26 protein-coding genes are annotated in these 22,817 nt (G+C 67.0%); 15 read left to right on the plus strand and 11 right to left on the minus strand.

The features are described from left to right. Positions 1-190 precede the first annotated feature (190 nt). The 3 genes from rho to JW805_17100 all read right to left on the minus strand — a co-directional run bounded on the left by rho (position 191) and on the right by JW805_17100 (position 3,391). Positions 191-1,447, minus strand: a complete 1,257-nt coding sequence (gene rho / locus JW805_17090) for a transcription termination factor Rho (GenBank protein ID MBN2973725.1) — start codon at positions 1,445-1,447, stop codon at positions 191-193. A 298-nt stretch (positions 1,448-1,745) separates the two neighbouring features. Then, positions 1,746-2,201 carry a CopD family protein gene (locus JW805_17095; protein MBN2973726.1) on the minus strand — a complete coding sequence of 152 codons (456 nt, stop codon included), beginning with the start codon at positions 2,199-2,201 and terminating at the stop codon, positions 1,746-1,748. Continuing rightward, entirely contained in the window at positions 2,198-3,391 is a 1,194-nt protein-coding gene (locus JW805_17100) for a uroporphyrinogen decarboxylase (GenBank protein ID MBN2973727.1), read from the minus strand. Before JW805_17100 ends, JW805_17095 begins: the two co-directional genes overlap by 4 nt. A gap of 147 nt (positions 3,392-3,538) precedes the next feature. Between JW805_17100 and JW805_17105 the strand changes: the two genes are divergently transcribed. The 11 genes from JW805_17105 to JW805_17155 all read left to right on the plus strand — a co-directional run bounded on the left by JW805_17105 (position 3,539) and on the right by JW805_17155 (position 10,505). Further along, positions 3,539-4,363, plus strand: a complete 825-nt coding sequence (locus tag JW805_17105; protein ID MBN2973728.1) for a kinase/pyrophosphorylase — start codon at positions 3,539-3,541, stop codon at positions 4,361-4,363. Continuing rightward, positions 4,360-4,956, plus strand: a complete 597-nt coding sequence (locus JW805_17110) for a Maf-like protein (protein ID MBN2973729.1) — start codon at positions 4,360-4,362, stop codon at positions 4,954-4,956. The genes JW805_17105 and JW805_17110 overlap by 4 nt, the downstream gene beginning before the upstream one ends. Then, the gene (gene aroE, locus JW805_17115) at positions 4,953-5,768 is read left to right on the plus strand and encodes a shikimate dehydrogenase (GenBank protein MBN2973730.1); all 816 of its coding nucleotides are present in this window, start codon (positions 4,953-4,955) and stop codon (positions 5,766-5,768) included. The genes JW805_17110 and aroE overlap by 4 nt, the downstream gene beginning before the upstream one ends. Next, positions 5,768-6,466, plus strand: coding sequence for a dephospho-CoA kinase (locus JW805_17120; protein ID MBN2973731.1), 699 nt, complete (start codon positions 5,768-5,770; stop codon positions 6,464-6,466). The genes aroE and JW805_17120 overlap by 1 nt, the downstream gene beginning before the upstream one ends. 8 nt (positions 6,467-6,474) lie before the next feature. Further along, positions 6,475-7,164 (plus strand): DNA polymerase III subunit epsilon, encoded by a 690-nt coding sequence (dnaQ, locus tag JW805_17125; GenBank protein ID MBN2973732.1) that lies wholly within the window; start codon positions 6,475-6,477, stop codon positions 7,162-7,164. A gap of 56 nt (positions 7,165-7,220) precedes the next feature. Next, entirely contained in the window at positions 7,221-7,814 is a 594-nt protein-coding gene (raiA, locus tag JW805_17130) for a ribosome-associated translation inhibitor RaiA (GenBank protein ID MBN2973733.1), read from the plus strand. Positions 7,815-7,835: 21 nt separating this feature from the next. Further along, positions 7,836-8,309, plus strand: coding sequence for a PTS sugar transporter subunit IIA (locus JW805_17135; protein ID MBN2973734.1), 474 nt, complete (start codon positions 7,836-7,838; stop codon positions 8,307-8,309). Then, positions 8,296-8,769 carry a PaaI family thioesterase gene (locus JW805_17140; protein MBN2973735.1) on the plus strand — a complete coding sequence of 158 codons (474 nt, stop codon included), beginning with the start codon at positions 8,296-8,298 and terminating at the stop codon, positions 8,767-8,769. The genes JW805_17135 and JW805_17140 overlap by 14 nt, the downstream gene beginning before the upstream one ends. After that, positions 8,766-9,095: a DUF1491 family protein gene (locus JW805_17145; GenBank protein ID MBN2973736.1), complete on the plus strand. Its 330-nt coding sequence runs from the start codon at positions 8,766-8,768 to the stop codon at positions 9,093-9,095. The genes JW805_17140 and JW805_17145 overlap by 4 nt, the downstream gene beginning before the upstream one ends. Positions 9,096-9,269: 174 nt before the next feature. Beyond that, positions 9,270-9,953 (plus strand): cell wall hydrolase, encoded by a 684-nt coding sequence (locus JW805_17150; protein MBN2973737.1) that lies wholly within the window; start codon positions 9,270-9,272, stop codon positions 9,951-9,953. A 51-nt stretch (positions 9,954-10,004) separates the two neighbouring features. Then, positions 10,005-10,505 carry an MmcB family DNA repair protein gene (locus tag JW805_17155; GenBank protein MBN2973738.1) on the plus strand — a complete coding sequence of 167 codons (501 nt, stop codon included), beginning with the start codon at positions 10,005-10,007 and terminating at the stop codon, positions 10,503-10,505. A 43-nt stretch (positions 10,506-10,548) separates the two neighbouring features. Here JW805_17155 and JW805_17160 read toward each other — a convergent pair whose 3' ends face one another. Beyond that, the gene (locus tag JW805_17160) at positions 10,549-11,148 is read right to left on the minus strand and encodes an ankyrin repeat domain-containing protein (protein ID MBN2973739.1); all 600 of its coding nucleotides are present in this window, start codon (positions 11,146-11,148) and stop codon (positions 10,549-10,551) included. Positions 11,149-11,154: 6 nt separating this feature from the next. Between JW805_17160 and JW805_17165 the strand changes: the two genes are divergently transcribed. From JW805_17165 to JW805_17175, 3 genes are read left to right on the plus strand one after another with little or no spacing between them, the layout of a single operon-like run. Then, positions 11,155-11,811 carry an SCO family protein gene (locus JW805_17165; GenBank protein MBN2973740.1) on the plus strand — a complete coding sequence of 219 codons (657 nt, stop codon included), beginning with the start codon at positions 11,155-11,157 and terminating at the stop codon, positions 11,809-11,811. After that, complete coding sequence (locus JW805_17170) at positions 11,808-12,248, plus strand: YcgN family cysteine cluster protein (GenBank protein ID MBN2973741.1); 441 nt, start codon at positions 11,808-11,810, stop codon at positions 12,246-12,248. Before JW805_17165 ends, JW805_17170 begins: the two co-directional genes overlap by 4 nt. Beyond that, a complete protein-coding gene (locus tag JW805_17175; protein MBN2973742.1) occupies positions 12,245-12,928 on the plus strand; it encodes a M48 family metallopeptidase in 684 nt (227 codons plus the stop codon). The genes JW805_17170 and JW805_17175 overlap by 4 nt, the downstream gene beginning before the upstream one ends. On the opposite strand, the gene JW805_17180 is transcribed toward JW805_17175, so the two are convergent. From JW805_17180 to JW805_17205, 6 genes are all read right to left on the minus strand, one after another. Further along, entirely contained in the window at positions 12,901-15,066 is a 2,166-nt protein-coding gene (locus JW805_17180) for a PBP1A family penicillin-binding protein (protein MBN2973743.1), read from the minus strand. The two genes, JW805_17175 and JW805_17180, sit on opposite strands and share 28 nt — an antisense overlap. Before the next feature lie 63 nt (positions 15,067-15,129). Beyond that, on the minus strand, positions 15,130-15,528 hold the full coding sequence (gene msrB, locus JW805_17185; protein ID MBN2973744.1) for a peptide-methionine (R)-S-oxide reductase MsrB: 399 nt from the start codon (positions 15,526-15,528) through the stop codon (positions 15,130-15,132). A gap of 32 nt (positions 15,529-15,560) precedes the next feature. Continuing rightward, positions 15,561-16,640, minus strand: coding sequence for an FAD-dependent monooxygenase (locus JW805_17190; protein ID MBN2973745.1), 1,080 nt, complete (start codon positions 16,638-16,640; stop codon positions 15,561-15,563). Next, the gene (locus JW805_17195; protein MBN2973746.1) at positions 16,619-17,308 is read right to left on the minus strand and encodes a methyltransferase domain-containing protein; all 690 of its coding nucleotides are present in this window, start codon (positions 17,306-17,308) and stop codon (positions 16,619-16,621) included. The genes JW805_17190 and JW805_17195 overlap by 22 nt, the downstream gene beginning before the upstream one ends. Further along, positions 17,305-18,453: a type III polyketide synthase gene (locus JW805_17200; GenBank protein ID MBN2973747.1), complete on the minus strand. Its 1,149-nt coding sequence runs from the start codon at positions 18,451-18,453 to the stop codon at positions 17,305-17,307. The genes JW805_17195 and JW805_17200 overlap by 4 nt, the downstream gene beginning before the upstream one ends. Next, positions 18,377-18,991, minus strand: coding sequence for a methyltransferase domain-containing protein (locus tag JW805_17205; protein ID MBN2973748.1), 615 nt, complete (start codon positions 18,989-18,991; stop codon positions 18,377-18,379). The genes JW805_17200 and JW805_17205 overlap by 77 nt, the downstream gene beginning before the upstream one ends. 145 nt (positions 18,992-19,136) lie before the next feature. Between JW805_17205 and JW805_17210 the strand changes: the two genes are divergently transcribed. Then, positions 19,137-20,429 carry an MFS transporter gene (locus JW805_17210; GenBank protein MBN2973749.1) on the plus strand — a complete coding sequence of 431 codons (1,293 nt, stop codon included), beginning with the start codon at positions 19,137-19,139 and terminating at the stop codon, positions 20,427-20,429. Here JW805_17210 and JW805_17215 read toward each other — a convergent pair. Beyond that, on the minus strand, positions 20,398-22,698 hold the full coding sequence (locus JW805_17215; GenBank protein MBN2973750.1) for a CDC48 family AAA ATPase: 2,301 nt from the start codon (positions 22,696-22,698) through the stop codon (positions 20,398-20,400). The two genes, JW805_17210 and JW805_17215, sit on opposite strands and share 32 nt — an antisense overlap. Positions 22,699-22,817 lie beyond the last annotated feature (119 nt).

Consider the following 22,817-nt stretch of genomic DNA (forward strand, 5'->3'; position numbering starts at 1 on the left):
GGGTCGGCTGTTCCATGACTGTGCGGATAGCCGAAGAAAGCTAATCTACGTTTAATGACGATCGATGCCGCGCATGAATTTTGGTGCGGAGCACAAAAAGGCGTGGGCAAAGCCCACGCCGTCGGCCGGGTTGCACCCGCCGGCCGAACCGGTGCGAGTCCCGGCACAGCGTGCGCCGGGCCGCAGCCGGTTATTGATTCATTGAGTCGAAGAAGTCGTCGTTGGTCTTCGAATTCTTCATCTTGTCGAGCAGGAACTCCATCGCGTCGACCGTGCCCATCTGCATGAGGATACGGCGCAGCACCCACATCTTGGTGAGCTTGTCCTTCTCGACCAGCAGCTCCTCCTTGCGGGTGCCCGACTTGCCGACGTCGAGCGCCGGGAAGATGCGCTTGTCCGCCACCTTGCGGTCCAGGACGATTTCCGAGTTACCGGTGCCCTTGAACTCTTCGAAGATGACTTCGTCCATGCGGCTGCCGGTGTCGATCAGTGCGGTGGCGATGATCGAAAGCGAACCGCCCTCCTCGATGTTGCGCGCGGCACCGAAGAAGCGCTTCGGACGCTGCAGTGCGTTGGCGTCGACACCGCCGGTCAGCACCTTGCCCGAGCTCGGCACGACGGTGTTGTAGGCGCGGCCGAGACGGGTGATCGAATCGAGCAGGATGACGACATCCTTCTTGTGCTCGACCAGGCGCTTGGCCTTTTCGATAACCATTTCAGCAACTTGCACGTGGCGTGTGGCAGGTTCGTCGAAGGTCGAGCTGACGACCTCGCCCTTCACGCTGCGCTGCATGTCGGTGACTTCTTCCGGACGCTCGTCGATCAGCAGGACCAGCAGGAAGACTTCCGGATGATTGTCGGTGATCGCCTTGGCGATGTTCTGCAGCATCACCGTCTTACCGACGCGCGGGGGTGCCACGATCAGCGTACGCTGGCCCTTGCCCTGGGGCGAGACGATGTCGATGACGCGCGCCGACTTGTCCTTCTGCGTCGGATCGAGCTGATCGAGCACCAGCTTCTGTTCCGGGTACAGCGGGGTCAGATTGTCGAAATTGACGCGGTGACGCACCGCATCGGGATCGTCGAAATTCACCTTCAGTAGCTTCGTCAGCGCGAAATAGCGTTCGCCGTCCTTCGGCCCGCGGATCTCGCCCTCGACCGTGTCGCCGGTGCGCAGGCCGTACTTCCGGACCTGGTTGGGCGAGATGTAGATATCGTCCGGCCCGGCCAGATAATTCGCTTCCGGCGAGCGTAGGAAGCCGAAGCCATCGGGCAGCACCTCGATCGTACCCAGACCCATGATCTGGTCGCCGTTCTCCGCCAGCACCTTCAGGATGGCGAACATCAGATCCTGCTTGCGCAGGGTCGATGCGCTCTCGACGCCCAGCTCCTCGGCCATGCTGACCAACTCGGCGGGGCTCTTCTTCTTCAGGTCTTTGAAATGCATCTGTGGCGTCCGGACTTGGAGGCTGTCGGGGGATTTCGGGCGCTGGGGGTCGAAAATCGACGGCGGCGCGTACGAGAGAGGGAGGAAAACGCGCCCGCGAGGCTGCGGTTCGCGCTCTTGAGGCGAGTTAGGAGTCGGCCGGGCCCAAGTCAACCCGCCTCGGGCGCAGGATCTTCATTCTATCTTCCGTTCGTCCTGAGCATATCGAAGGACCGTCCTTCGTGCTGCGAAGGTCCCGCGGGCGCATCGCAGTTCGGTCCTTCGACAGGCTCAGCACGAACGGGGTGACCGGAGAACTTTAGAACGGTTTCACTACCACCAGTACAACGATCAGGATGGCGGCGAGCGCCGGAACCTCGTTGATCAGGCGCAACTGGCGTCCGGTCAGCGTCGCATGGCCCGCCTGGAGCTTACGCGCATAGCCGATCGCCCAGCCGTGATAGCCGCTGAGCAGCACGACGATGAGCAGCTTGGCGTGGAGCCAGCCCAGCCCCGGCACACCATCGAACAGCCCGGCGTTGGCCGCGAGCAGCAGCCCGAGCACCCAGACGATAATGAGCGACGGCGTCAGGATCATGCGACGCAACACGCCCTCGCGCTTCGTCCAGCGGGCTTCCTCGGCCGCGTCGCCCAGTCCTTCCTGGTGATAGACCAGATAGCGCGGCAGCATGAACAGCCCGGCCATCCAGAAGATCACGAAGACGATGTGCGCCGCCTTCACCCACAGATAGGATTGGCCGAGGAGATTGGTCATCGCGGCGACCGTACGTGATCGATCAGCTGCTGAACATGCTCGATCGGGGTGAATTGCCCGATGCCGTGGCCGAGGTTGAAGATGTGCGGACGGCCGGTGAAGGCGTCGAGAATGCGGTCGATCCCGGCGTCGAGCGCGGCGCCGCCGGCGAACAGCGCGATCGGGTCGAGGTTGCCCTGCACCGGCAGGCCGGTCGGCAGCACCGCGTTCGCCCAGGCGGGGTCGACCGTTTCGTCCAGGCCCACCGCATCGGGCCGGACACCCGCGACATAATCGACCAGCTTCGCGCCTGATCCCTTGGGGAAGCCGATCACTGGCGTGCCGGGGCACCGCGCGTGCAGTCGCTCGACGATGCGCGCGTTCGGGGCAATCACCCAATCCTCGTACTGCGTCGGGCTAAGGCTGCCGGCCCAGCTGTCGAACAGCTGCACCGCTTCGACGCCGGACGCGATCTGGTTCGCGAGATAGTCGACGGTCAGATTTACGATCGCATCGACCAGCGCCTCCATCGCGCCGCGATCGGCATAGGCGAGCGTCCGCGCCTCGGCCTGATCCTTCGACCCCTGGCCGGCAATCATGTACGTCGCGACCGTCCAGGGCGATCCTGCGAAGCCGAGGAAGGTCACCTCGGGTGGCAGCGCCGCAGCGACGCGGGTGCAGGTGTCGTAGATCGGCTGGAGCTTGGCCGTGTCCGCCACACCCAGCGCATCGATCGCCGCATGGGTCGTCAGCTTCGGGGCGAGCCGCGGCCCCTCCCCCGCTTCGAACCACAGATCCTGGCCCAGCGCCCACGGCACCATCAGGATATCGCTGAACAGGATCGCGCCGTCGAAGCCGAAGCGGCGGATCGGCTGGAGCGTGATCTCGGCCGCCGCCTCCGGATCGGTCGCCAGGGCCAGGAACCCGCCCTTTTCTGCTCTCAGTGCACGATACTCCGGCAGATAGCGTCCTGCCTGGCGCATCAGCCACATCGGCGGCACCGATGGCATATCCCCCCGGAGCGTCTGGAGGAGCGGTTTCGAAGGCGCAGATCCGGTCACGTCGCGTCCCAACTTAAAAAGAAGAAGAGAGATATAAGGGTTGTTGAAGGTTGTTGGGGCGTGGGTAGCGGGGTTTCTCTCCCCGTCCAGACTCTGCCAACAGATTGACGCTCGAAAAGCGCCGAAACGCGCGCGATTCGATTCCGTCATCCCCGTTATCCACAGCCTGTGCGCACATCGGCAAATTGTGATGTGCGTTGTGGATATCGGTGGATGAACCGGCCGGATTTTGCCGGTTTGGTTGCCGGGCCGAGTTACGCTATCCGCCGTCCCCATGTTGTCCACAGATCGCTCCCGCTGATGCGTCTGCACCTCCACCTCCTGTCGGATTCGACCGGCGAGACGCTGGAGAACATCGCCAAGGCGGCGCTCGCGCAGTTCGACGATGTCGATACCCAGCGCCACTTCTGGCCGATGATCCGCAACGAGGCGCATCTGGAGCGCGTGCTGGCCGAGATCGGCCAGCATCCGGGTCTCGTACTGTTCACGCTCGTCAATCCGGCGATCCGCACGATGCTGGAGGAGCGGTGCCGCGTGATGGGGCTGCCGGCGGTCGCGCCGCTGGACGGCGTGAATGACGCGCTCTCGGGGCTGCTGGGGCAGGAAGCCAAGGCGCGGCCGGGGCGTCAGCATATGCTCGACGCCGCCTATTTCGCGCGCGTCGAAGCGATCCAGTGGACGATCGCGCATGACGACGGCATCGCATCGGACGATTGGGAAGAGGCCGATATCGTGCTGGCCGGGGTCAGCCGGTCGTCGAAGACGCCGACGTCGATCTACCTCGCCAACCGTGGATACAAGGCGGCGAACATCCCGATCGTGGTCGAAAGCCCCCCGCCCCCGATCCTCTTTTCGCTGAAGAAGCCGCTGGTCGTCGGGCTGACGACCAGCACCGACCGGCTGGTCCAGATCCGCCGCAACCGCCTGTTGTCGCTGAACCAGAAGACCGAGACGGCCTATGTCGAGCAGGAATCGGTGGCGCGCGAGGTCGCCTATGCCCGCCGCTTGTTCGCCGACAACGGCTGGCCGGTGATCGACGTGACGCGCCGCTCGATCGAGGAGACGGCGGCGGCGATCATTGCGCTGGTCAGTGAACGCAATTTGCCGAAGGTGGAGCGATGAAACTGATCCTGGCGTCCGGCAGTGCGTCGCGCCGTACGATGCTCGAAGCGGCCGGCGTGACTTTCGCGGTCGAGCAACCGAATGTCGACGAGGATGCCGCCAAGGCGTCGCTGCTCGGCTCCGGCACGGCCCCGCGCGACGTGGCGGACGCGCTCGCGCAGTTGAAGGCAGTGAAGGTGTCGGCGCGCGAACCGGCGGCATTGGTGCTCGGGTCGGACTCGGTCGTCGAACTGGCTGACGGGACCATGCTCGACAAACCGACCAGCCGTCAGGACGCCGCCGACCATCTGCGCCGGATGTCGGGCAAGCGCAGCCGTCTGCATAGCGCGGCAGTGATGGTCGAGGGGGGGCGCCCCGTCTGGCGCGAGGTCGACACCGCGCAACTGTTCGTGCGGCCGCTGTCCGACGCGTTCATCGAGGCGTATCTCGACGTCGAATGGCCGGCGATTTCAGGATGCGTCGGCTGTTTCCGGATCGAGGGGCCGGGCGCGCAATTGTTCTCGCGGATCGACGGCAGTCAGTTCACCGTGCTCGGCCTGCCGCTGCTGCAGGTACTAGATTATCTGCGCGTGCGTGGCGTGCTGATGTCATGACGCCACCGCGCGCCGAGGTGATCGGCGATCCGATCGCGCAGTCGAAATCGCCGCTGATCCACAGATTCTGGCTCGATGCGTTGAGGCTAAGCGGGGATTATCGCCGCGTCCATGTGACCCCCGACGCGCTGGCGGACTATATCGCGCGGTCGAAGGACGATCCTGACTGGCGCGGATGCAACGTCACCATCCCGCACAAGATCGCAGTGATGGACCTGGTCGACGATCCGGGCGACGTGCGAACGTCGATCGGCGCGATGAACACTGTGGTGCGCGCGTCGGATGGGTCGTTGGTCGGCACGAACACCGACGCTGGTGGCTTTGCCGCGCCGCTGGCCGGGCTGGATCTGGTCGACCGTGATGCCGTCGTGATCGGCGCTGGTGGTGCAGCGCGTGCGGTGCTGTTCGCGTTGGCCGAGCGGCAGGTCGGGCGGGTGACGATGCTCAACCGCTCGACCGAGAAGGCTGCCGCGTTGCTCGACCGTTATGGTCTGCAGGGCGAGGCCTTGCCTCTCGACGCGCCGCTCCCGCCGACCGCGACGCTGGTCGTCAACACCAGTGCGCTCGGGATGACAGGGCAACCGCCGCTCGATCTCGACCTCTCGCCGCTGGGGTCGGATGCGGTGGCGTACGACATCGTCTATGCGCCGCTCGAAACGCCGTTGCTTGCGCAGGCGCGAGCGCGGGGGATGGCGACGGTCGACGGGTTGGAGATGCTGATCGGGCAGGCGGCGCTGGCGTTCGCACTGTTCTTTGGAGCCGAGCCACCGCGCGAGCGCGATGCCGAATTGCGGGCGCTGCTGACGGCGTGATGGATCGCCCTCACCCTTCCGGCGCTACGCGCCTCCCTCCCTCTCCCGCTAGGAGAGGGAAGGGGCCCGCTCGCGAAGCGAGCGGGAAGGGTGAGGTTAACCGTCCCCTGATTCTCGGCCTCACCGGATCGATCGGCATGGGCAAGTCCACCGTCGCGGCCATGTTCGCTGACGCCGGTGTGCCCGTGTTCGATGCCGACGCCACCGTCCATGCGCTGCAAGGCCCCGGCGGGCGGATCGTCGCGGCGATCGAGGCGCGGTTTCCCGATACCACCGGGCCGGACGGGGTGAACCGCACGGCGCTGGGCGAAGCGGTGATCGGCAAGCCTGAAGAATTTGCGGCGCTGGAGGCGATCGTCCACCCGGCGGTTGCCGAAGAGCGCGAGGCATTCCTTGCCGCTCATGCCGATGCGCCGCTCGTCGTGCTCGACGTGCCGCTGCTGTTCGAAGCGGGCGGCTGGCAGGCGGTGGACAAGATCGCCGTCGTTTCCGCCGCCCCGGACGTGCAACGCGCCCGCGTGCTCGCTCGCCCCGGCATGACTCCGGCGCGGTTCGATGCGATCCTCGCCAGGCAACTGCCCGATGCCGATAAACGCGCCCGCGCCGACGTCATCATTCCGACGGACGGTTCGCTGGATGCGACACGTTCCGCGGTCGGGCGTGTCATCGCTTGCCTGACAGGCGCGACGGGAGGATAAGTCCTGTCATGCGCGAAATCGTGTTCGACACTGAAACCACCGGCCTCAGCTTCGCCGGTGGCGACCGGCTGGTGGAAATCGGCTGCGTGGAGCTGGTGAACAAGGTTGAGACCGGGCGAACGTTCCACGCCTATCTCAATCCCCAGCGTGACATGCCTGAAGAGGCGGAGCGGGTGCATGGCCTGTCGGCCAAGTTCCTGTCCGACAAGCCGTTGTTCGCGCATATCGTCGCCGACATGCTCGATTTCCTGGGTGACGCGCCGTTAATCGCGCACAACGCCGGGTTCGATTTTTCCTTCCTTAACGGCGAACTGACGGCGCACGGCCATGCCGAGATCTGCCGGACGCGGATGGTCGACACGCTGATGATCGCGCGGACCAGGCATCCCGGCTCCAAACATACGCTGGATGCGCTGTGCGTCCGCTACGGGATCGACCGGTCCCACCGTATCGTCCACGGCGCGCTGCTCGACGCGCAACTGCTCGCGCAGGTCTATGTCGAGCTGACCGGCGGGCGGCAGATTGGCCTTGGCCTCGCGGTCGAGACCGTCGTCGATGCCCCCGCCGCCGTGGCCACCGTCCGCGCCGAGATGCGCCCCCCGCGGCCGCATGCCGCGACCCCGCAAGAGCTCGCTGCCCATGCTGAGTTTATGAAGGGGGTCAAGGAACCGCTGTGGGGGGGCGCCGCGTTCGGTTGACGGAACGGGGGGCCATTCCTAGGTCCCCCACCCCAGAACGAGAAAAGGAGACGCTCATGGAAATCCGGGTTTCGGGTCATCAGGTCGACACCGGCGATGCGCTGAAGAGCCACGTCGAGGACCGCCTCCAGGGCATCGCCGACAAGTATTTCTCGCGCGCCATTTCCGCCCAGGTGACCTTCGGCAAGGGACCGCACGATCACGGCTTCACCTGCGATATCGTCGCGCATGTGATGCAGGGCCTGGTGTTGAAGGGCCATCATTCGAACGCCGGCGACGAAGCGCGCCTGGCTTTCGACGGGGCCGCCGACAAGATCGAAAAGCAGCTGCGCCGCTACATGCGTCGCCTGAAGGACCGTAATGCCGGCCAGGCTGCCGAATTCGCCGAGGCGAACGGCTATGACAATGCGGGCTACACCGTGTTCAACGCGGGCGTGGAGGAAGAGGCCGAGGTCGCCGACGCGCCGCTGATCATCGCCGAAACGCGTGTCGACGTTCCGGACGCCAGCGTGTCGGATGCGGTCATGATGCTCGATTTGCGCAACACCAACGCGTTGCTGTTCAAGAACAGCGGCACGGGCAACTTCAATATGGTCTATCGCCGCCACGACGGAACGATCGGCTGGGTCGAGCCCAATCGGGCCGGCTGATCGCACGATAAAGGGGGCAAGATGACGACGGCCGATCTCGGCGACCTGCTGGTGCCCGATGCGGTGCTGGCCGATGTCGCGGCGGGCAACAAGCGCGCGCTGTTCACCGCGCTGGGCGCCGCTGCGGCCAGGGTCTGGTCGCTCGACGAGGGCGTCGTCGCCACCGCACTCGCCGCGCGCGAGAAGTTGGGTACGACCGGCTTCGGCGGCGGCGTCGCGGTGCCCCACGCCCGAATCGACGGGCTGGAGGCGGTGCGCGGCATCTTCGTGCGGCTGCCGCGCCCGATCGAATTCGATGCGGTCGATTCGCTGCCGGTCGACCTCGTCTTCATGATGCTGTCGCCGCCCGAAGCGGGGGCCGATCATCTCAAGGCGCTCGCCCGCGTGTCGCGCCGCCTGCGTGACCGGGCATTTGCCGAGAAGCTGCGCGGAGCGGGATCGCGCGACGCGCTCTACGCTCTGCTGACCGCGGCCGAGACGCGTGACGCCGCCTGAAAGCGTCCTTTCGGGGGCCGAAGCGCATTTCCGCGCGCTCGAATCGCTCTACGCTTCGGCACCGATCAACGCGCTCTTCGAATCGCGGCTGACGATTCCGGCCGCGGGGCTCAGCCGGATCGCCTTCACGCTCGACGAACGGCATTTTCATGCCGCCGGGGCGGTGCACGGCACCGCCTATTTCAAGATGCTCGACGACGCGGCCTTTTATGCCGCGAACAGTCTGGTGACCGACCGGTTCCTGCTGACGACCGCGTTCAACCTGCTGTTCACGCGGCCGCTCGGGCCGGGCGCGGTGACGGCGGAGGGGCGGTGGGTCAGTGGACATCGCCGCGTCCTGATCGCCGAGGCGCGGATGATCGACGCCTCGGGAGAAGAGGTGGCGCGCGGGACCGGCACCTTTATGAAATCGCGCATCCCGCTCGCCGGGCTCAACGGCTATGGCAGCACTGCGGGATGACGCCGCGGCTGACCAGCGAATTCCGTGCGAAGGCGCTGATCCGCCGGGTCCACGACGCCGGCGGATCGGCGATGGTGCTGGCAAAGGGCGATGCGATGTCGGGCGCGATCCTGGTGGTGGCGCTCGACCGCGGCGCCGATCCGACGTGCTGGGAACGCGACGTGACCGGCATCGGACTCACCCGTTGTGGTCCGACAACTGCCGACCCCCAAGATGTGGCGGCATATTGGCAACGGCGCCGCAAAAACGATCCCGATCTGTGGGTGATCGAACTGGATATCGCAGCAGCCGAACGGTTCGCCGCTGAAACGATCACGTCGAATTGACTCTGAACGCCCGGTGACCGAAAGGCCGGCTTCCTAAATTCGCGTTGTGCCGCGCGGGGTGCGATCCCACACGGTTACGCAGTCGGGGGGACTACCCGCGACGGCACCGGGATAGGTGAAATACACCGCCCGCCCACGCCGTCTCGCGTGCCAACCGCATAATATCGAAGTTGAATGTCGCTGTTCGCTCGCGCCGCATCCGTTGCGGCCGTAACTCTATGTGCCGGTCTTCTGCTGGGCACGACCTCGCCGGGTTTCGCGCAGGAAGTCCCTTCCGCGCATGTCTCGACGCTGAATGCCCTGGCGCTGCCCCAGGTCCCGATGACGCCCACCGCGCCGGACACCGCCGCAGCTGCTCCCCAAGCCAAATTCCAGCCTGCCGTCATCCAGACGGTGCAGTCGCTTCCCGAACCCACCCCTGCCGTTGTCCAGGACGATGAGGACGAGAGCTATGACAGCCTCGCCGATGCCGTCGCGGACCAGTCGGCCGCGCTCGAGGATGCAGAAATGCGCTGCCTCGCCGCCGGCGTGTACTTCGAATCGAAGGGTGAGCCGCTCGCCGGCCAGCTGGCGGTCGCGCAGACCATCATCAACCGCACCAAGTCGGGCCGTTTCCCCAAGTCGATCTGCGGCGTGCTGACCCAGGCGGGCCAGTTCTCGTTCGTGCGCGGTGGCAACGTGCCGACCGCCGAAGGCCGCGCCGGCTGGCAGACCGCGGTTGCGGTGGCGAAGGTCGCAGCCAACGACCTGTGGGACGGTGCCGCGGATAAGGCGCTGTTCTTCCACGCCCGTCGCGTTTCGCCGGGTTGGCGCGCGACCAAGATCGCGGCGATCGGCAACCACGTCTTCTACCGATAAGACGATCGCGCGGGGTTTCCCGCGTTCGCCAGATGTTCTACAAGAGGCGCGATGGCTTCCGTCGCGCCTCTTGTCGTGTCCGATCCCGTAGACCGTCTGGTCGCGACGGACGTCGCGCGCGGTGTATGTCGGATGCTGCTGCGCCACGATATCGTCGCGATCGCCGAAGTGCCGCTCGACGGCGGCCGTCGGGCTGACCTGATGGCGATCGGGCCGAAAGGCGAACTGGTGATCGTGGAGATCAAGGTTTCGCGTGCCGACCTGCTCGGCGACGGCAAATGGACCGAGTATCTTCCGCACTGCGACCGGTTTTTCTGGGCGGTGCCCGCCGGGTTCGACGCGTCGCCGCTGGACGGAGAAGCGTTCCTGCCCGAGCGATCGGGCGTAATCGTTGCCGATCGCTACGACGCGGCGATCGTGCGCGAGGCGGCGGTGGTGGCGATGCCGGCGACGGCGCGGCGCAAATGTACGACAGCGCTCGCAAGGCGCGCGGCGCGGCGCGTGATGGGGTTGGTGGATCCCGAAGCCTTTGGTGCCTTCCCGCGCGGCTAAGGCAGTTAGCCCCTCCCCTAAAGGGGAGGGGAGCACGCAAGATTTAAAGCTTCGGTCCCGACACCGCCCGCGCGCCGGCCTTGGACGCATCGGTCAGCAGCTTCGTCAGCGCCGGCGAGCGGTTGTCCTGCCGGGCATAGTCGCGCGCGCTCATGCCGGCGACGCGGTCGGCCTGGTCGGGGTTCGCACCGGCCTTCAGCAGTTTGTCGGCCAGGTCGAGGTTGCGCAATTGTACCGCGCGGATCAGCGGCGTTTCGCCCGACGTGTTGGGCATGTTCACATTTGCTTTGCGCGTCAGCAGACTGTCGACGCAATCGTCGCAATTCCCGTTGATCGCGATCATCAGCGGCGTGTTCCCGCGGGTGTCCTGCGCGTTGATCGCGGCGCCACGGCTCAGCAGGAACCGGATATAGGTCGCATCGTTGCGGCGGGTGACGATATGCAACGCGGTGTCGCCGCTGCTCGTCTCCTTCGTGTTGATCAGCGTCGAGCCCGGCTTGTCGAGCATCTGCGTCACCTTGGTGCCGTCGGCTTCCTTCACCGCCTTCAAAAACTCGTAGCTGTCGGACATGCGCTGCGCCGGTGCGGCGGCGGGCAGAGTGATGACGGTCGCGGCAAGCAGGAGGGCGAGGGGACGGAACATGGGCAGATGGCCTCTGGCGATGGCTTGGGGTTGCAGCGCGCGGCCTATCAGATCATGGCTGGCGATGCCATGAACAGCTTCAAGCCTGCGATTGCCGCCTTCGCCTTCGCGCTGGCCGCGTGCAACCCGCAACCGACCGGCGCGCCCGCCGAACCCCCGTTGGCCGGAGCCCGGATCGGCGGCCCGTTCACGCTGAGCGACGGCGACGGCAAGACGGTGACCGACCGCGACTTCGCCGGCAGATATCGCATCGTCTATTTCGGCTACACCTTCTGCCCCGATGTCTGCCCGGTCGACGTGCAGACGATCGGTGCGGGGCTGAAGGCGTTCGAAAGGCGCGATCCGGCCAAGGCGCGTGCGGTCGTGCCGATCTTCATCACGGTCGATCCAGAGCGCGACACTCCGGCGGTGGTGAAGGCCTTCGTCGCGAATTTTCATCCGCGCATGGTCGGGCTGACGGGTACGCCACAACAGATCGCCGGCGTTGCCAAGGCCTATGGCATCTTCTTCCAGAAGGGGAAGGTGGCACCGGGCGGCGGCTATATGATGGATCACAGTCGCCAGGCCTATCTGATGGGGAAGGATGGCCAGCCGATCGCGCTGTTGCCTGTGGAGGGCGGCGCGGAGAAAGTTGCCGACGAACTGCAACGCTGGGTTCAGTGACAGATACCGATAACTTCTGGGAATCGACGCCGCTCGCCAAGCTCGATCGCGCGCAGTGGGAGGCGCTGTGCGACGGGTGTGGAAAATGCTGCCTGCACAAGCTGGAGGATGAGGAGACCGGCGAGCTGATGCCGACCAATGTCGCGTGCCGCCTGCTCGACCGGCGGATGGGCATGTGTTCGGATTACAAGCATCGCCATGCTTATGTCGCCGAATGCGTCCGGCTGACCCCGCGGCTGGTCGACGAGCTCGACTGGCTGCCATCGACCTGCGCGTATCGGTTGCGCGGCGAGGGGCGGCCGTTGCCCGATTGGCATTACCTCGTCTGCGGCGACCGCGAAGCGGTGCATGCCGCCGGCGAATCGACTCGCGGCTGGACGATCAGCGAGGACGATGCCGGCGACTTCGAACATCACCTGGTCGAGCGGGAGTTGTGAGCGCGGGCGCCGACGTCGAGGTCGTCCGCCACCCCCGCGCGCGGCGGATGAAACTGGCATTCGATCCGGCGAACGGCCGGGTGCGGCTGGTGCTGCCGACGCGGGCGAAGCTGGCGGCGGGCCTCGCCTGGGTCGAGCAGCATCGGGACTGGATCGCCGAACAGCGAGCGAAGCTACCCGCGGGACGCCCCTTCGTGCCGGGCGCGGCCGTGCCGATCGGCGACGTTGACGTCATGCTGGCATGGGACGAAGCCGGGCCGCGGTCGCCGCGACGGGTTGACGGCCAGCTGATCGTGGGTGGGCCGCGCGAAGGCTTCGAGGCGCGAGTCCAGCGTTGGCTGCGACGAGAGGCCCTGCGCATGCTGTCGCAGGAAACCGCCGACTATGCGGCAAAGGCAGGCGTCACCGTTACAGCCGTCGGCGTCGGCGACACCCGATCGCGGTGGGGCAGCTGCGCGTCATCGGGCGCCATCCGGTACAGCTGGCGATTGATCCTGGCGCCGGCCGCGGTCCGTCGGGCGACCGTCGCGCATGAAGTGGCGCATCGCGTCCACATGAACCACTCGCCGGCCTTCCACGCCCTGGTCGCGCAGCTTTATGGGCGAGATCCGACGCCGGAGCGCCGCTGGCTCAAGACCAACGGCGCGACGCTTCATTGGTACGGGCGCGGAGCATCCTGATCACGCTGGACTGCCGGCGGAAGCTGGCGGACGGGCGCTTCACGTGGAGCATCGGGTCGTCGCTGCGGCGGCAGGTAGCGGGCGTCACGCGCATCGCGTGGCGGCGCGCGGCCCGTGACCCGGTCCAGCCATTCCTGGTCGAGCCGCTGCTGCTCTGCGTCGGGATCGCCCGACCCGGGCGGCGGTGGGATGTCATCGTCGCGACGCGGTTGCTCGGCCGCGCCGTCGGGCGGCAGCGGATTGCCATCGGCATCGACGAAGGCGCCGGCGTCGGCATTGCCGTAATAGGCCTCATCATCGGGTTCGAGCTGCCAGTCGGGCAGGGTAACCTGCGTGTCGAACTGCTCGACCGGGCGGCTGGCCACTGCCTGGCGCATGAAGGCGGCAAAGGCACGCGCCGGCGCGGTGCCGCCCTGCAGGCCGGGGATCGCTTTGGCATCGTCGCGACCCATCCACACGCCGGTGGTCAGCCCGCTGGAAAAGCCCAGGAACCAGCCGTCCTTGTTCGACGACGTCGTTCCGGTCTTGCCCGCGACGGGACGGCCGATCTGCGCCGCACGTGCGGTCCCGGTATTGACCGCAGTCTGCAGCAGGTCCGTCATCTGCGCGGCGACCTGCGGCGACACGAGCACGCGGCTGGTGTCGACCTGATGCTGGTAGATGACCTGGTTGTTCGCGGTGACGCGGGTAATGCCATAAGGCGTCACTGCCACGCCCTTTTGCGAGATGCTGGCAAAGGCGCGGGTCATGTCGATCAGACGGACGTCGCTCGTCCCCAGCACCATCGACGGCTGGGTGTTGATCGGCGTCGTGATGCCGAACCGGCGCGCCATGTCGGCGATCGCGCCGAAGCCGACCTCCAGACCGAGCTTCGCCGCGACCGTGTTGATCGAATAGGCAAAGGCGGTCCGCAGATCGATCGTACCCGAAAAGCGTCGCGACGAATTGCGCGGGCTCCAGCCCTGGATCGTCACGGGTTCGTCGACGATCTGATCGTCGGGCTTGCGTCCGGCCTCCAGCGCGGCGAGGTAGACGAACAGCTTGAAGGCGGAGCCCGGCTGGCGGGTGGCCTGGGTCGCGCGGTTGTAGATCGACGCGACATAATCCTTGCCGCCGACCATCGCACGGACTTCACCGCCGCGGTCGAGCGCGACAAGCGCCCCCTGTGCCCCGCCCGGCGTATTGCCCCGGACCGCCGCATCGGCGGCGCGCTGCATCGACAGGTCGAGCGTCGTCCACACTTCCAGCGGCTCGACCGTCTCGTCGATCAGCATTTCGAGCTGCGGCAGAGCCCAGTCGGTGAAATAGCGCACCGAATTCTGCATCGGTTCGGGTGCCAGCTTGACGCCCTGGATATCCTCCGCGCTCACCTGCGCGGCGCCGGCGACGCCCTGTTGCTGCATCAGGCGCAGCACGACCCGTCCACGCTCGACCGCGGCGGAGGCGTCGGCAGTGGGCGAATAGTTGCTCGGTGCCTTCACCAGCCCGGCGATGATCGCGGATTCGGGCAACGTCAGGCTGGTCGCCGGATGGCCAAAGAATTTCCGGCTCGCCGCATCGATGCCATAGGCGCCGCCCCCGAAATAGGCCTTGTTCAGATAGAGTTCGAGGATCTGGTCTTTGGTGAACTTGCGTTCGAGAGCGAGCGCCAGAATCCCTTCGCGCACCTTGCGGCCATAGGAACGGTTCGAGGTCAGGAAGACGTTGCGCGCCAACTGCTGGGTGATGGTCGATACGCCGGCAACGCGCTTGTCGCGCTCGAAACTGACCTGGATGCCACGGGCGATGCCGACCGGATCGACACCGATGTGGCTGTAGAAACGGCGATCCTCGACCGCGACCATCGCGTCGCGCATCGGTTCGGGAATCTGCGAATAGGGAATCCATTCGCCGTAGCTCGGCCCCAGCGAGACGATGACGGTGCCGTCGGCGGCGTGCACGCGGATCATCTGCCCGTTGGGCGACGACTTCAGCGTGTCGAAACTGGGTAACGACGCGCGCGCCGTATAGACCGCGATGACCAGCGCCAGCAGCCCGAGCACCGCGGTCGTCAGGCCGATGCCGACCGTCCATTTGAGGACGCGGCGCCAGCGGGCGGGCTTTTTCGGGGTGTTGCGGGGGCGGGGACGGTTAGCCATTGGGATCGGCTCAAGCGATTACGCGCTTAGCGAACCCTGAACAAGCGCCCCCGCACGGCGAAATCAGCCCTCGCGCGGGCGGAAGTCGAGGCTGACCGAATTGATACAGTAGCGCAGACCCGTCGGCGGCGGACCGTCGGGAAAAACATGGCCCTGATGCCCGTCGCACGCGGCGCAACGCACCTCGATCCGGCGCATGCCATGGCTGGTGTCGCCATGCTCGGTCACCGCCTCCGGCGAGATCGGCTGGGTAAAGCTTGGCCAGCCGGAGCCGGAGTCATATTTGTCGTCACTGTCGAACAACGGATTGGCACAGCCGGCGCAGCGATAGATACCATCGGCCTTGTTACCGTCGTACTTGCCCGCAAAGGCGCGTTCGGTACCGGCTTCGCGCAGGACGTGATATTGCTCGGGCGTAAGCTTGCGGCGCCATTCGGCTTCGGACAGGTTGACGTGATCCATGTCCGCGAATGTGTGCGGCGCGTCTCGCTTCGTCAATGGCTTGGGTGGGCGATCCTGGTAAGCCGCGCCGCCAGGCGGGCAAGGCCCGGGATTGGGGTTGCGGCAAGCAGCAGTCGCGCGCCCAGCGTATGGTCGGCGGCGGCACGGATCAGCCCGGCGGCGGCGAGCGGACGCGCCGCGCGACGGGCGAAGCCAGCCTGATAGTCCGCAGCAGAACGTCCGGCGGCGACGGCATCTGCGGCCATGACGCCACTTGCCAGCGCAATTCCCAGGCCCTCGCCAGCCAGCGACGGTATGACCGCGGCCTGATCGCCGAGGCGGTAGACGTCGTCGACCGTCGTCGCGGTACGCCAGCCATAAGGGACGTTGGCGACGGCATCGATCGGGGCGGCGGGGTCGAGCCGGGCGAGCCGATCGGCAAGCAGGGGACTTTCGGCGGCGAGCGCGCGCAGCAGCGCGTGGGGGTCGCCCGCGGCCTGCAGCCGCGACCGGGCAACGGCCATGCAGAAATTCGCGCTGCCGTCCTCCTGCACAGCGAGTCCGACGTAGCCGCCATCGAACAGGTGAAGCTCGACCGCATCGCCGATCGCGCGCGAGGCGGGCAGGCGGACGCGAATGCCGAGGATCGGGTCGGCGAGAGGAGTGGGATCGCGCGGGCTGCCCCGCAGGTCGTGCTTGCCGGTCGCGAGCAGCAGCGTGTCGCCGGTCAAGGCGGCGCCATCGCCCAGGCGGACGCTGCGCCCCTCCAGCGCGCGGATCGTGACGCCGCGTTCGATCGCGACGCCCAGCCTTTCCACGCGGTCGAGCAGGAGCGTGTCGAGCCGGGCGCGCGACACGGCGCGGGCCGGGGCGGGGAGGGGGGCTTCGGCGACACGGCCGCCCACGCAGATCCGCACCCGGGTGATGACGTTCGGGTTGAGCGTCTCCGGTGCGAGTCCCAGTCGCTCCGCCGCGGCCAGTGTCTGCCAGCTGAGAAAGCCGCCGCATAGCGCATCGGGCGTCTCGCGCGCGCGCTCCAGGATCGTCGCCTGTATGCCGTGTCGCGCAAGCGCAATCGCCGCCGCGGCGCCGGCCGGACCACCGCCCAGGATCAGCGCCGGCGGTCGACGCATAGCCGGAACGGAAAGACGCGACGGACGCGGGCATCCGCGATGCCGGCCTCAGCCAGGATCGGGGGCCATTCCATGGGGCGATAGCTGCGCGCGATCGACAGATGGCCGTCGTGACGGACAATATCGTGCCAGCGAAATGCGCGCGCGAGCCAGGGCCAGGCGGCATGGGCGAAACCGTGGCGATGCAGATCATTGATCAGCCAGCCGCGCGTCGCCTCTGCCTCCATGAAGCGCAGGAAGGCGACGAGCTGGTCATGCGTCATGTGGTGAGCGACGAGGCTGGAGACGATCGCATCCCAGCCTTCGCCGGCGAGGTCGCCATAGTCGCCGGTGCGATAGTCGATCGCCATGTCGCTCGGCGTATGGGCGCGGGCGGCTGGCGCGCTCGAAGGGTTGAGGTCGATACCGGCCAGCTCGACGGTGATACCGCGACGCTGTGCCCAGCGCGCGATGCGGCGGAGCATGTCGCCGTCGCCGAAGCCGACGTCGAGGATCTTCAGCGAAGTTGCGCCGCGCGACATCTGCTCGAGGAAGGCGAGGGTGGCGCGGGCGGCGAGAGTCACCGTGTTGACCTGCGCCAAATCCCCCAGCACCGCGGCATAGGTGTCTGCCGGCAGGTCGGGCGCGTCCATCAGCTCCTCGGCCTCGGCCCGGATGGCGAGCGTCATGCGCTGTGGAAACCCAGGCCTTCGGCGGCGAGACCGGGCCCGAAGGCGAGCGCAACGCCGCGGTCGATCGGCCGACCGATCATCCGGGCAAGTGCGAACATCAGCGTCGCCGACGACATGTTGCCGTTGTCGCGCAGCACGGCACGCGAATCGGCCAGCGCCGCCTCGGGCAGGGCAAAGGCGTGCGCAACGGCGTCGAGGATCGACCGCCCGCCCGCATGGACCGCCCAGGCATCGATCGTTGCCGGATCCCGCCCTCCGGTAGCGGCACTTGCGAAGTCGGGATCAGCGAGCCCGGCGGCGATCCGTGCGGGCACTTCGCCCGACAGGTGCATGGCGAAGCCACGGTCGGTGATGTCCCAGCGGATCAGCGCGTCCGAATCGGGCAGCGTCGTCGCGAACGGCGCGTCGAGCGCGAGGCCGCCGGGGTCGGCCGTGACCAATGCGGCGGCGGCGCCATCGCCAAACTGGAGCATCGCCAGCAACGGTTCGACCGCGTCGACCGCCTGCAGGTGGAGCGTCGAGAGCTCGACCGTCACCACCAGAACGCGCGCATCAGGTTCGGAGCGGACGATGTGCCTGGCACTGCGCAGCGCGGTGACCGCGGCGTAGCAACCCATGAAACCGACGAGCAGCCGCTCGACCGACGAATCAAGTCCCAGCGCGCGGGCGATGCGCTGGTCGATTCCCGGCGCGACGAACCCGGTGCAGCTGGCGACGACGAGGTGGGTGATGCCGGTCAGGTCGGCCCGGCGCGACAGGTCGGCCACGGCCTGCAACGCCAGCGCCGGCGCGGCATCGGCATAGATCGCCATTCGCGCAGCGGTGCCGGGCAGGACCGCATCGGCATAGAAGCCGTCAGCCGCGACGGGCGAGCCACCGGTATCGGTCGGCGGCAGGACCGACCAGCGATGCTCGATCCCCGACCGCGCCGCCATTCGCGCGAAGACCGCAGTGGTCCGGGGATCGGTCAGCCGGCGTGCGGCCCAGTCGATGAAGGCTTGGTGGATGTCATGATCCGGGACGGCGGTCCCGATCGCGGCGAGGTGCGCGGTGGCTGACGTACGATCAGTCCTTCCACGCCCACCAGAGCTGGGCTGGCGGCACGTTCCACCATTCCATCGCCTGGTCGATGCGGTCGAAATGCGGAGTCAGGAAATTCTTAACCCGCGGATTGAACTGATAGACCAGGAACGCGCCGCCGGGGCGGATGACGCGCTGGGTGGCTTCCGCGATCGTGTCGCCCACGCCCGGCGGCAGGGTGGAAAAGGGCAGGCCCGACAGCACGAAATCGGCGGATTCGGCGCCGTGGTCGGCCACGATCTGCCCGACATCGGCGGCCGACCCATGAACTGCGGAGAAGCGCGAGTCGCGAATGCCGTCGCGCAGATAGCCCACGAAGTCCGGGTTGGTATCGATCGCGATCAGCTGCGCATCGGGCGCCAATCGGTCGAGGATGTGGCCGCAGAAGGTGCCGACGCCCGGACCATATTCGACGAACACCTTGCAGTTCGCCCAGTCGACGGGGCCCAGCATGCGCGCGATCAGCCGGTCGGACGACGGCATGACCGAACCGACCATCACCGGATGCTTCAGAAACCCACGGAAGAACATTCCCCAGGGGGAAGGCCGACCGGCGTGGCGCTTGCGCAGCTGCGCCGCAGTCGTGGCCGATGAGTTCATGGAAATCCCTGTAAGCAACCTGAAGTCCGGGCAGCGTGCGTTGCAAGTTTGCGGGCAGTTTGCAAGCACATGCATGCGGGGACGAAGCGCGCAGGTCGCGGAAAGGTTGCGTTGGTGCGGCCATCCGACCAGGGTCGTGCGGGCAATGTCCGTCCGTCCCGCCCGTCTCGATCGCACCTTTGGCCTGATGTTCGCGGTGATGCTGGTGCTCGCCGCGGGCAACACCGCCTTGCAGTCCGTCCTGCCCGCGCTCGGCCGGTCGCTGCGGGTGGCCGATGGGGCGGTGGCCGCAGCCTTTTCGGTTTCGGCGCTCGCCTGGGTGGTGTGCGCGCCGCTATGGGCCAATCGATCCGATCGCTACGGGCGCCGGGCGATGGTGCTGCTCGGGCTTGCCGGGTTCACCGCGTCGCTGGGACTGTGCGGGCTGTTCCTGATGGCAGGCATCAACGGCTGGATCGGCGGTACGGCAGCGTTCGCAGCCTTCGTCGCCGGGCGGATGCTGTACGGCATCTTCGGGTCGGCGGCGCCGCCGGCGGTGCAGGCGATCGTCGCCGGACGGACGACGCGCGAAGAGCGCACCCGGGCGCTCGCCCTGCTCGCCTCCGCCTTTGGGCTGGGAACGATCCTGGGCCCGGCGATCGCCCCCTATCTGGTCATCAGGCAGGTCGGCCGTATCGAGATCGGCCTCGCCGGGCCCGCCTTCTTCGCAGTGCTGATCGGGGCGGGGATGCTGGCGGCAGTCGCGACGATGCTGCCGCGCGACAGTCTGGGCGGGCATGGCGCGGCGTCGGCCTATCCCTCGATCGGCGGGCAATCGACCGGCGCCAGCGTCACCGCGGCAACTTCGGCGGCGGGCGAACGCGTCGGCTATTTCGATCCGCGCATCCGGGTGTGGGTCATCGTCGGGCTGCTGATGGGCCATGCGCAGGCGATGACGGGGCAGGCGATCGGCTTCCTGGTGATCGATCGGCTCGATCTGCCCCCGGTGGAGGCACTGCAACCGACCGGCTTGGTGCTGATGATGGGCGCCGGTGCCGCGCTGCTCGTGCAATGGGGACTGATCCCGCTGCTCGACCTGAAGCCGCGCGCGCTGGTGCAGATCGGGCTGGTCGTCGCCGCCATCGGCTGTGCATGGACGGGATTGGCGACATCGCTCTACGGCATCGCGACCGGCTTTGCGCTGTCGGCGATGGGCTTCGGCTTCGTCCGGCCGGGGTATACCGCGGGATCGTCGCTGGCGGTCGGACCCGAGGCGCAGGGGGCGGTCGCAGGCAAGATTACTTCCGTCAACGGCGCCTCGTTCGTGCTCGGCCCCTCGATCGGGGTCGGCCTGTACGAACTTGCGCGGCCACTGCCCTATCTGGCTGCAGCGGCCGCGCTCGTCCTGCTTTTCGGCTATGCGCTGATCAGTCTGCGCCCTTCGGCCCGCGACCTTTGAGCGTGCCCGGCGAAATGAAGCCGAGCGGCTGGATCGCCACCGCATCCTGCTTCAACCGCGCCGACATCGCGCGATAGTCCTCCTCCATCTCCGGCGTCACCGACGCGCGCGATTCGCCGAGCGCCTTTTCGAAGTCGGCCATCGTGACATGCGCGGCCGAGAGCGATCGGCGAATCGCGATCAGACCGGCCCGGCGGACGACATCCTCCAGGTCCGCACCGGTGAAGTGATCGGTCCGGCGCGCGATCTCGCCGAGGTCGACGTCGCCATCGAGCGGCATCTTTTCGGTCTGAATGCGCAGGATTCTCTCGCGACCGCCCACATCGGGCACGCCGACATAGATCAGTTCGTCGAACCGCCCCGGACGCAGCAACGCGGGATCGATCAGGTTCGGGCGGTTGGTCGCGCCGATCAGCACGACCGACTGGAGCTCCTCCAGCCCATCCATCTCGGCGAGGATGGTATTCACCACCCGCTCGGTCACCTGCGGCTCGCCAAGACCGCCACCGCGGGCCGGTACCAGCGAATCGAGTTCGTCGATGAACACGATGCAGGGGGCCACCTGGCGAGCGCGGGCGAACAGGCGGGCGATCTGCTGTTCGCTCTCGCCATACCATTTGCTGAGCAGGTCGGACGACTTGGCGGCGATGAAGTTCGCCTCCGCCTCCCGCGCGACGGCTTTCGCCAGCAATGTCTTGCCGGTGCCCGGCGGGCCGTAGAGCAGGAACCCCTTGGCCGGACGGATGCCCAGACGCCGGAAGGCATCGGGATCCTTCAGCGGCAGTTCGACACCTTCCTTCAGCCGTTCCTGCGCGTCGTCGAGACCGCCGACGTCGTCCCACCGGACGGTCGGCGCCTGGACCATGACTTCGCGCATCGCCGACGGCTGGACGCGCTTCAGCGCCTCTACGAAGTCGTCTCGGCTGACCGACAGCGTGTCGAGCACGTCGGCCGGGATGCTGCGATCCTCGAGGTTCAGCCGCGGCATGATGCGGCGCACCGCCTCGATTGCGGCCTCGCGCACCAGTGCGGCCATGTCCGCCCCGACGAAGCCGTGGGTGGTGCGCGCGAGTTCGTCCAAATCGACGCCTTCGCCCAGCGGCATGCCGCGGGTGTGGATGCCCAGGATTTCGCGACGCCCGCGCTGATCCGGTACGCCGATGACGATCTCGCGATCGAACCGACCCGGCCGGCGTAGCGCCTCGTCGATCGCCTCGGGACGATTCGTCGCCGCGATGATGACGATGTTCGCGCGCGCCTCCAGCCCGTCCATGACGGTCAGCAGCTGGGCGACAAGGCGCTTCTCGGCCTCGCCCTGCACGCGGTCACGCTTCGGCGCGATCGAATCGATCTCGTCGATGAACACGATCGACGGTGCGTTGGCGCTCGCTTCCTCGAACACCTCGCGCAGCTTCTTTTCCGATTCGCCGTACGCCGATCCCATGATCTCGGGGCCGTTGATCAGGAAGAAATTGGCGTCCGATTCGTTGGCGACCGCGCGGGCGAGGCGGGTCTTGCCGGTGCCGGGCGGGCCATGGAGCAATACCCCCTTGGGCGGATCGACGCCCAGACGCTGGAACAGTTCGGGATAGCGTAAGGGAAGTTCGACCATTTCGCGCAGCTGGTCGATCGTGCCCGCCATGCCGCCCAAGTCGTCATAGGTCACGTCGGCGCGACGCGATTCCTTGGGCTCTTCGTAATCGGCGCGTAGCTCGATCTCGGTGTTCTCGTCGACATGGACGATGCCCTTCGGCACCGTCGACACCACGCCCATACGGATTTCCTGGAGCGCATAGGCCGGTGCATTGAGCATCTGCGCGATGTTGGGGGGCAAATCGCCCCCGGCGACCCGCTGCTGGCCAACGGTTGCGACGGTATCGCCGGCGCACAGCGGGCGTCCGATGAAGCTGCGCTTCAACGCGGCGGGGTGGCCCTGGAGCCGAACGTTTTTTGCTGCAGGTGCGAAGACGACGCGTGTTGCGGGCTTCGATTCGCCCCTACGGATTTCGACGAAATCGCCCGATCCCACCCCTGCGTTAGCGCGCTGGAGGCCGTCGATGCGCAAGATTTCGAGACCTTCGTCCTCCGCATAGGGCAGCACGGCCCGCGCCGGTGTCGTGCGCTTGCCGACAATCTCGATCACGTCGCCCTGCGTGACGCCCAGCGCCGCCATCAGCGTTCGCGGGATATGCGCCAGGCCGCGCCCGGAATCTTCGGGCCGCGCATTCGCCACCTGAAGCTTGCGGGTCGGTGTCTCGTCGTCGGCCATGCGGCCCCTCCCTGTCGTTGCCTGAACTTCGGAAAGCGCGCGACATAGGAAGCCGGTTCCGGCTGCGCGAGGGGGGCGACCGCCGATGTTCACATCACTGTCGCGAAACCGGGATAGAC

The organism is Roseomonas aeriglobus, assembly GCA_016937575.1.
In the GTDB taxonomy this organism is placed as follows: Bacteria; Pseudomonadota; Alphaproteobacteria; order Sphingomonadales; family Sphingomonadaceae; genus Sphingomonas; species Sphingomonas aerigloba.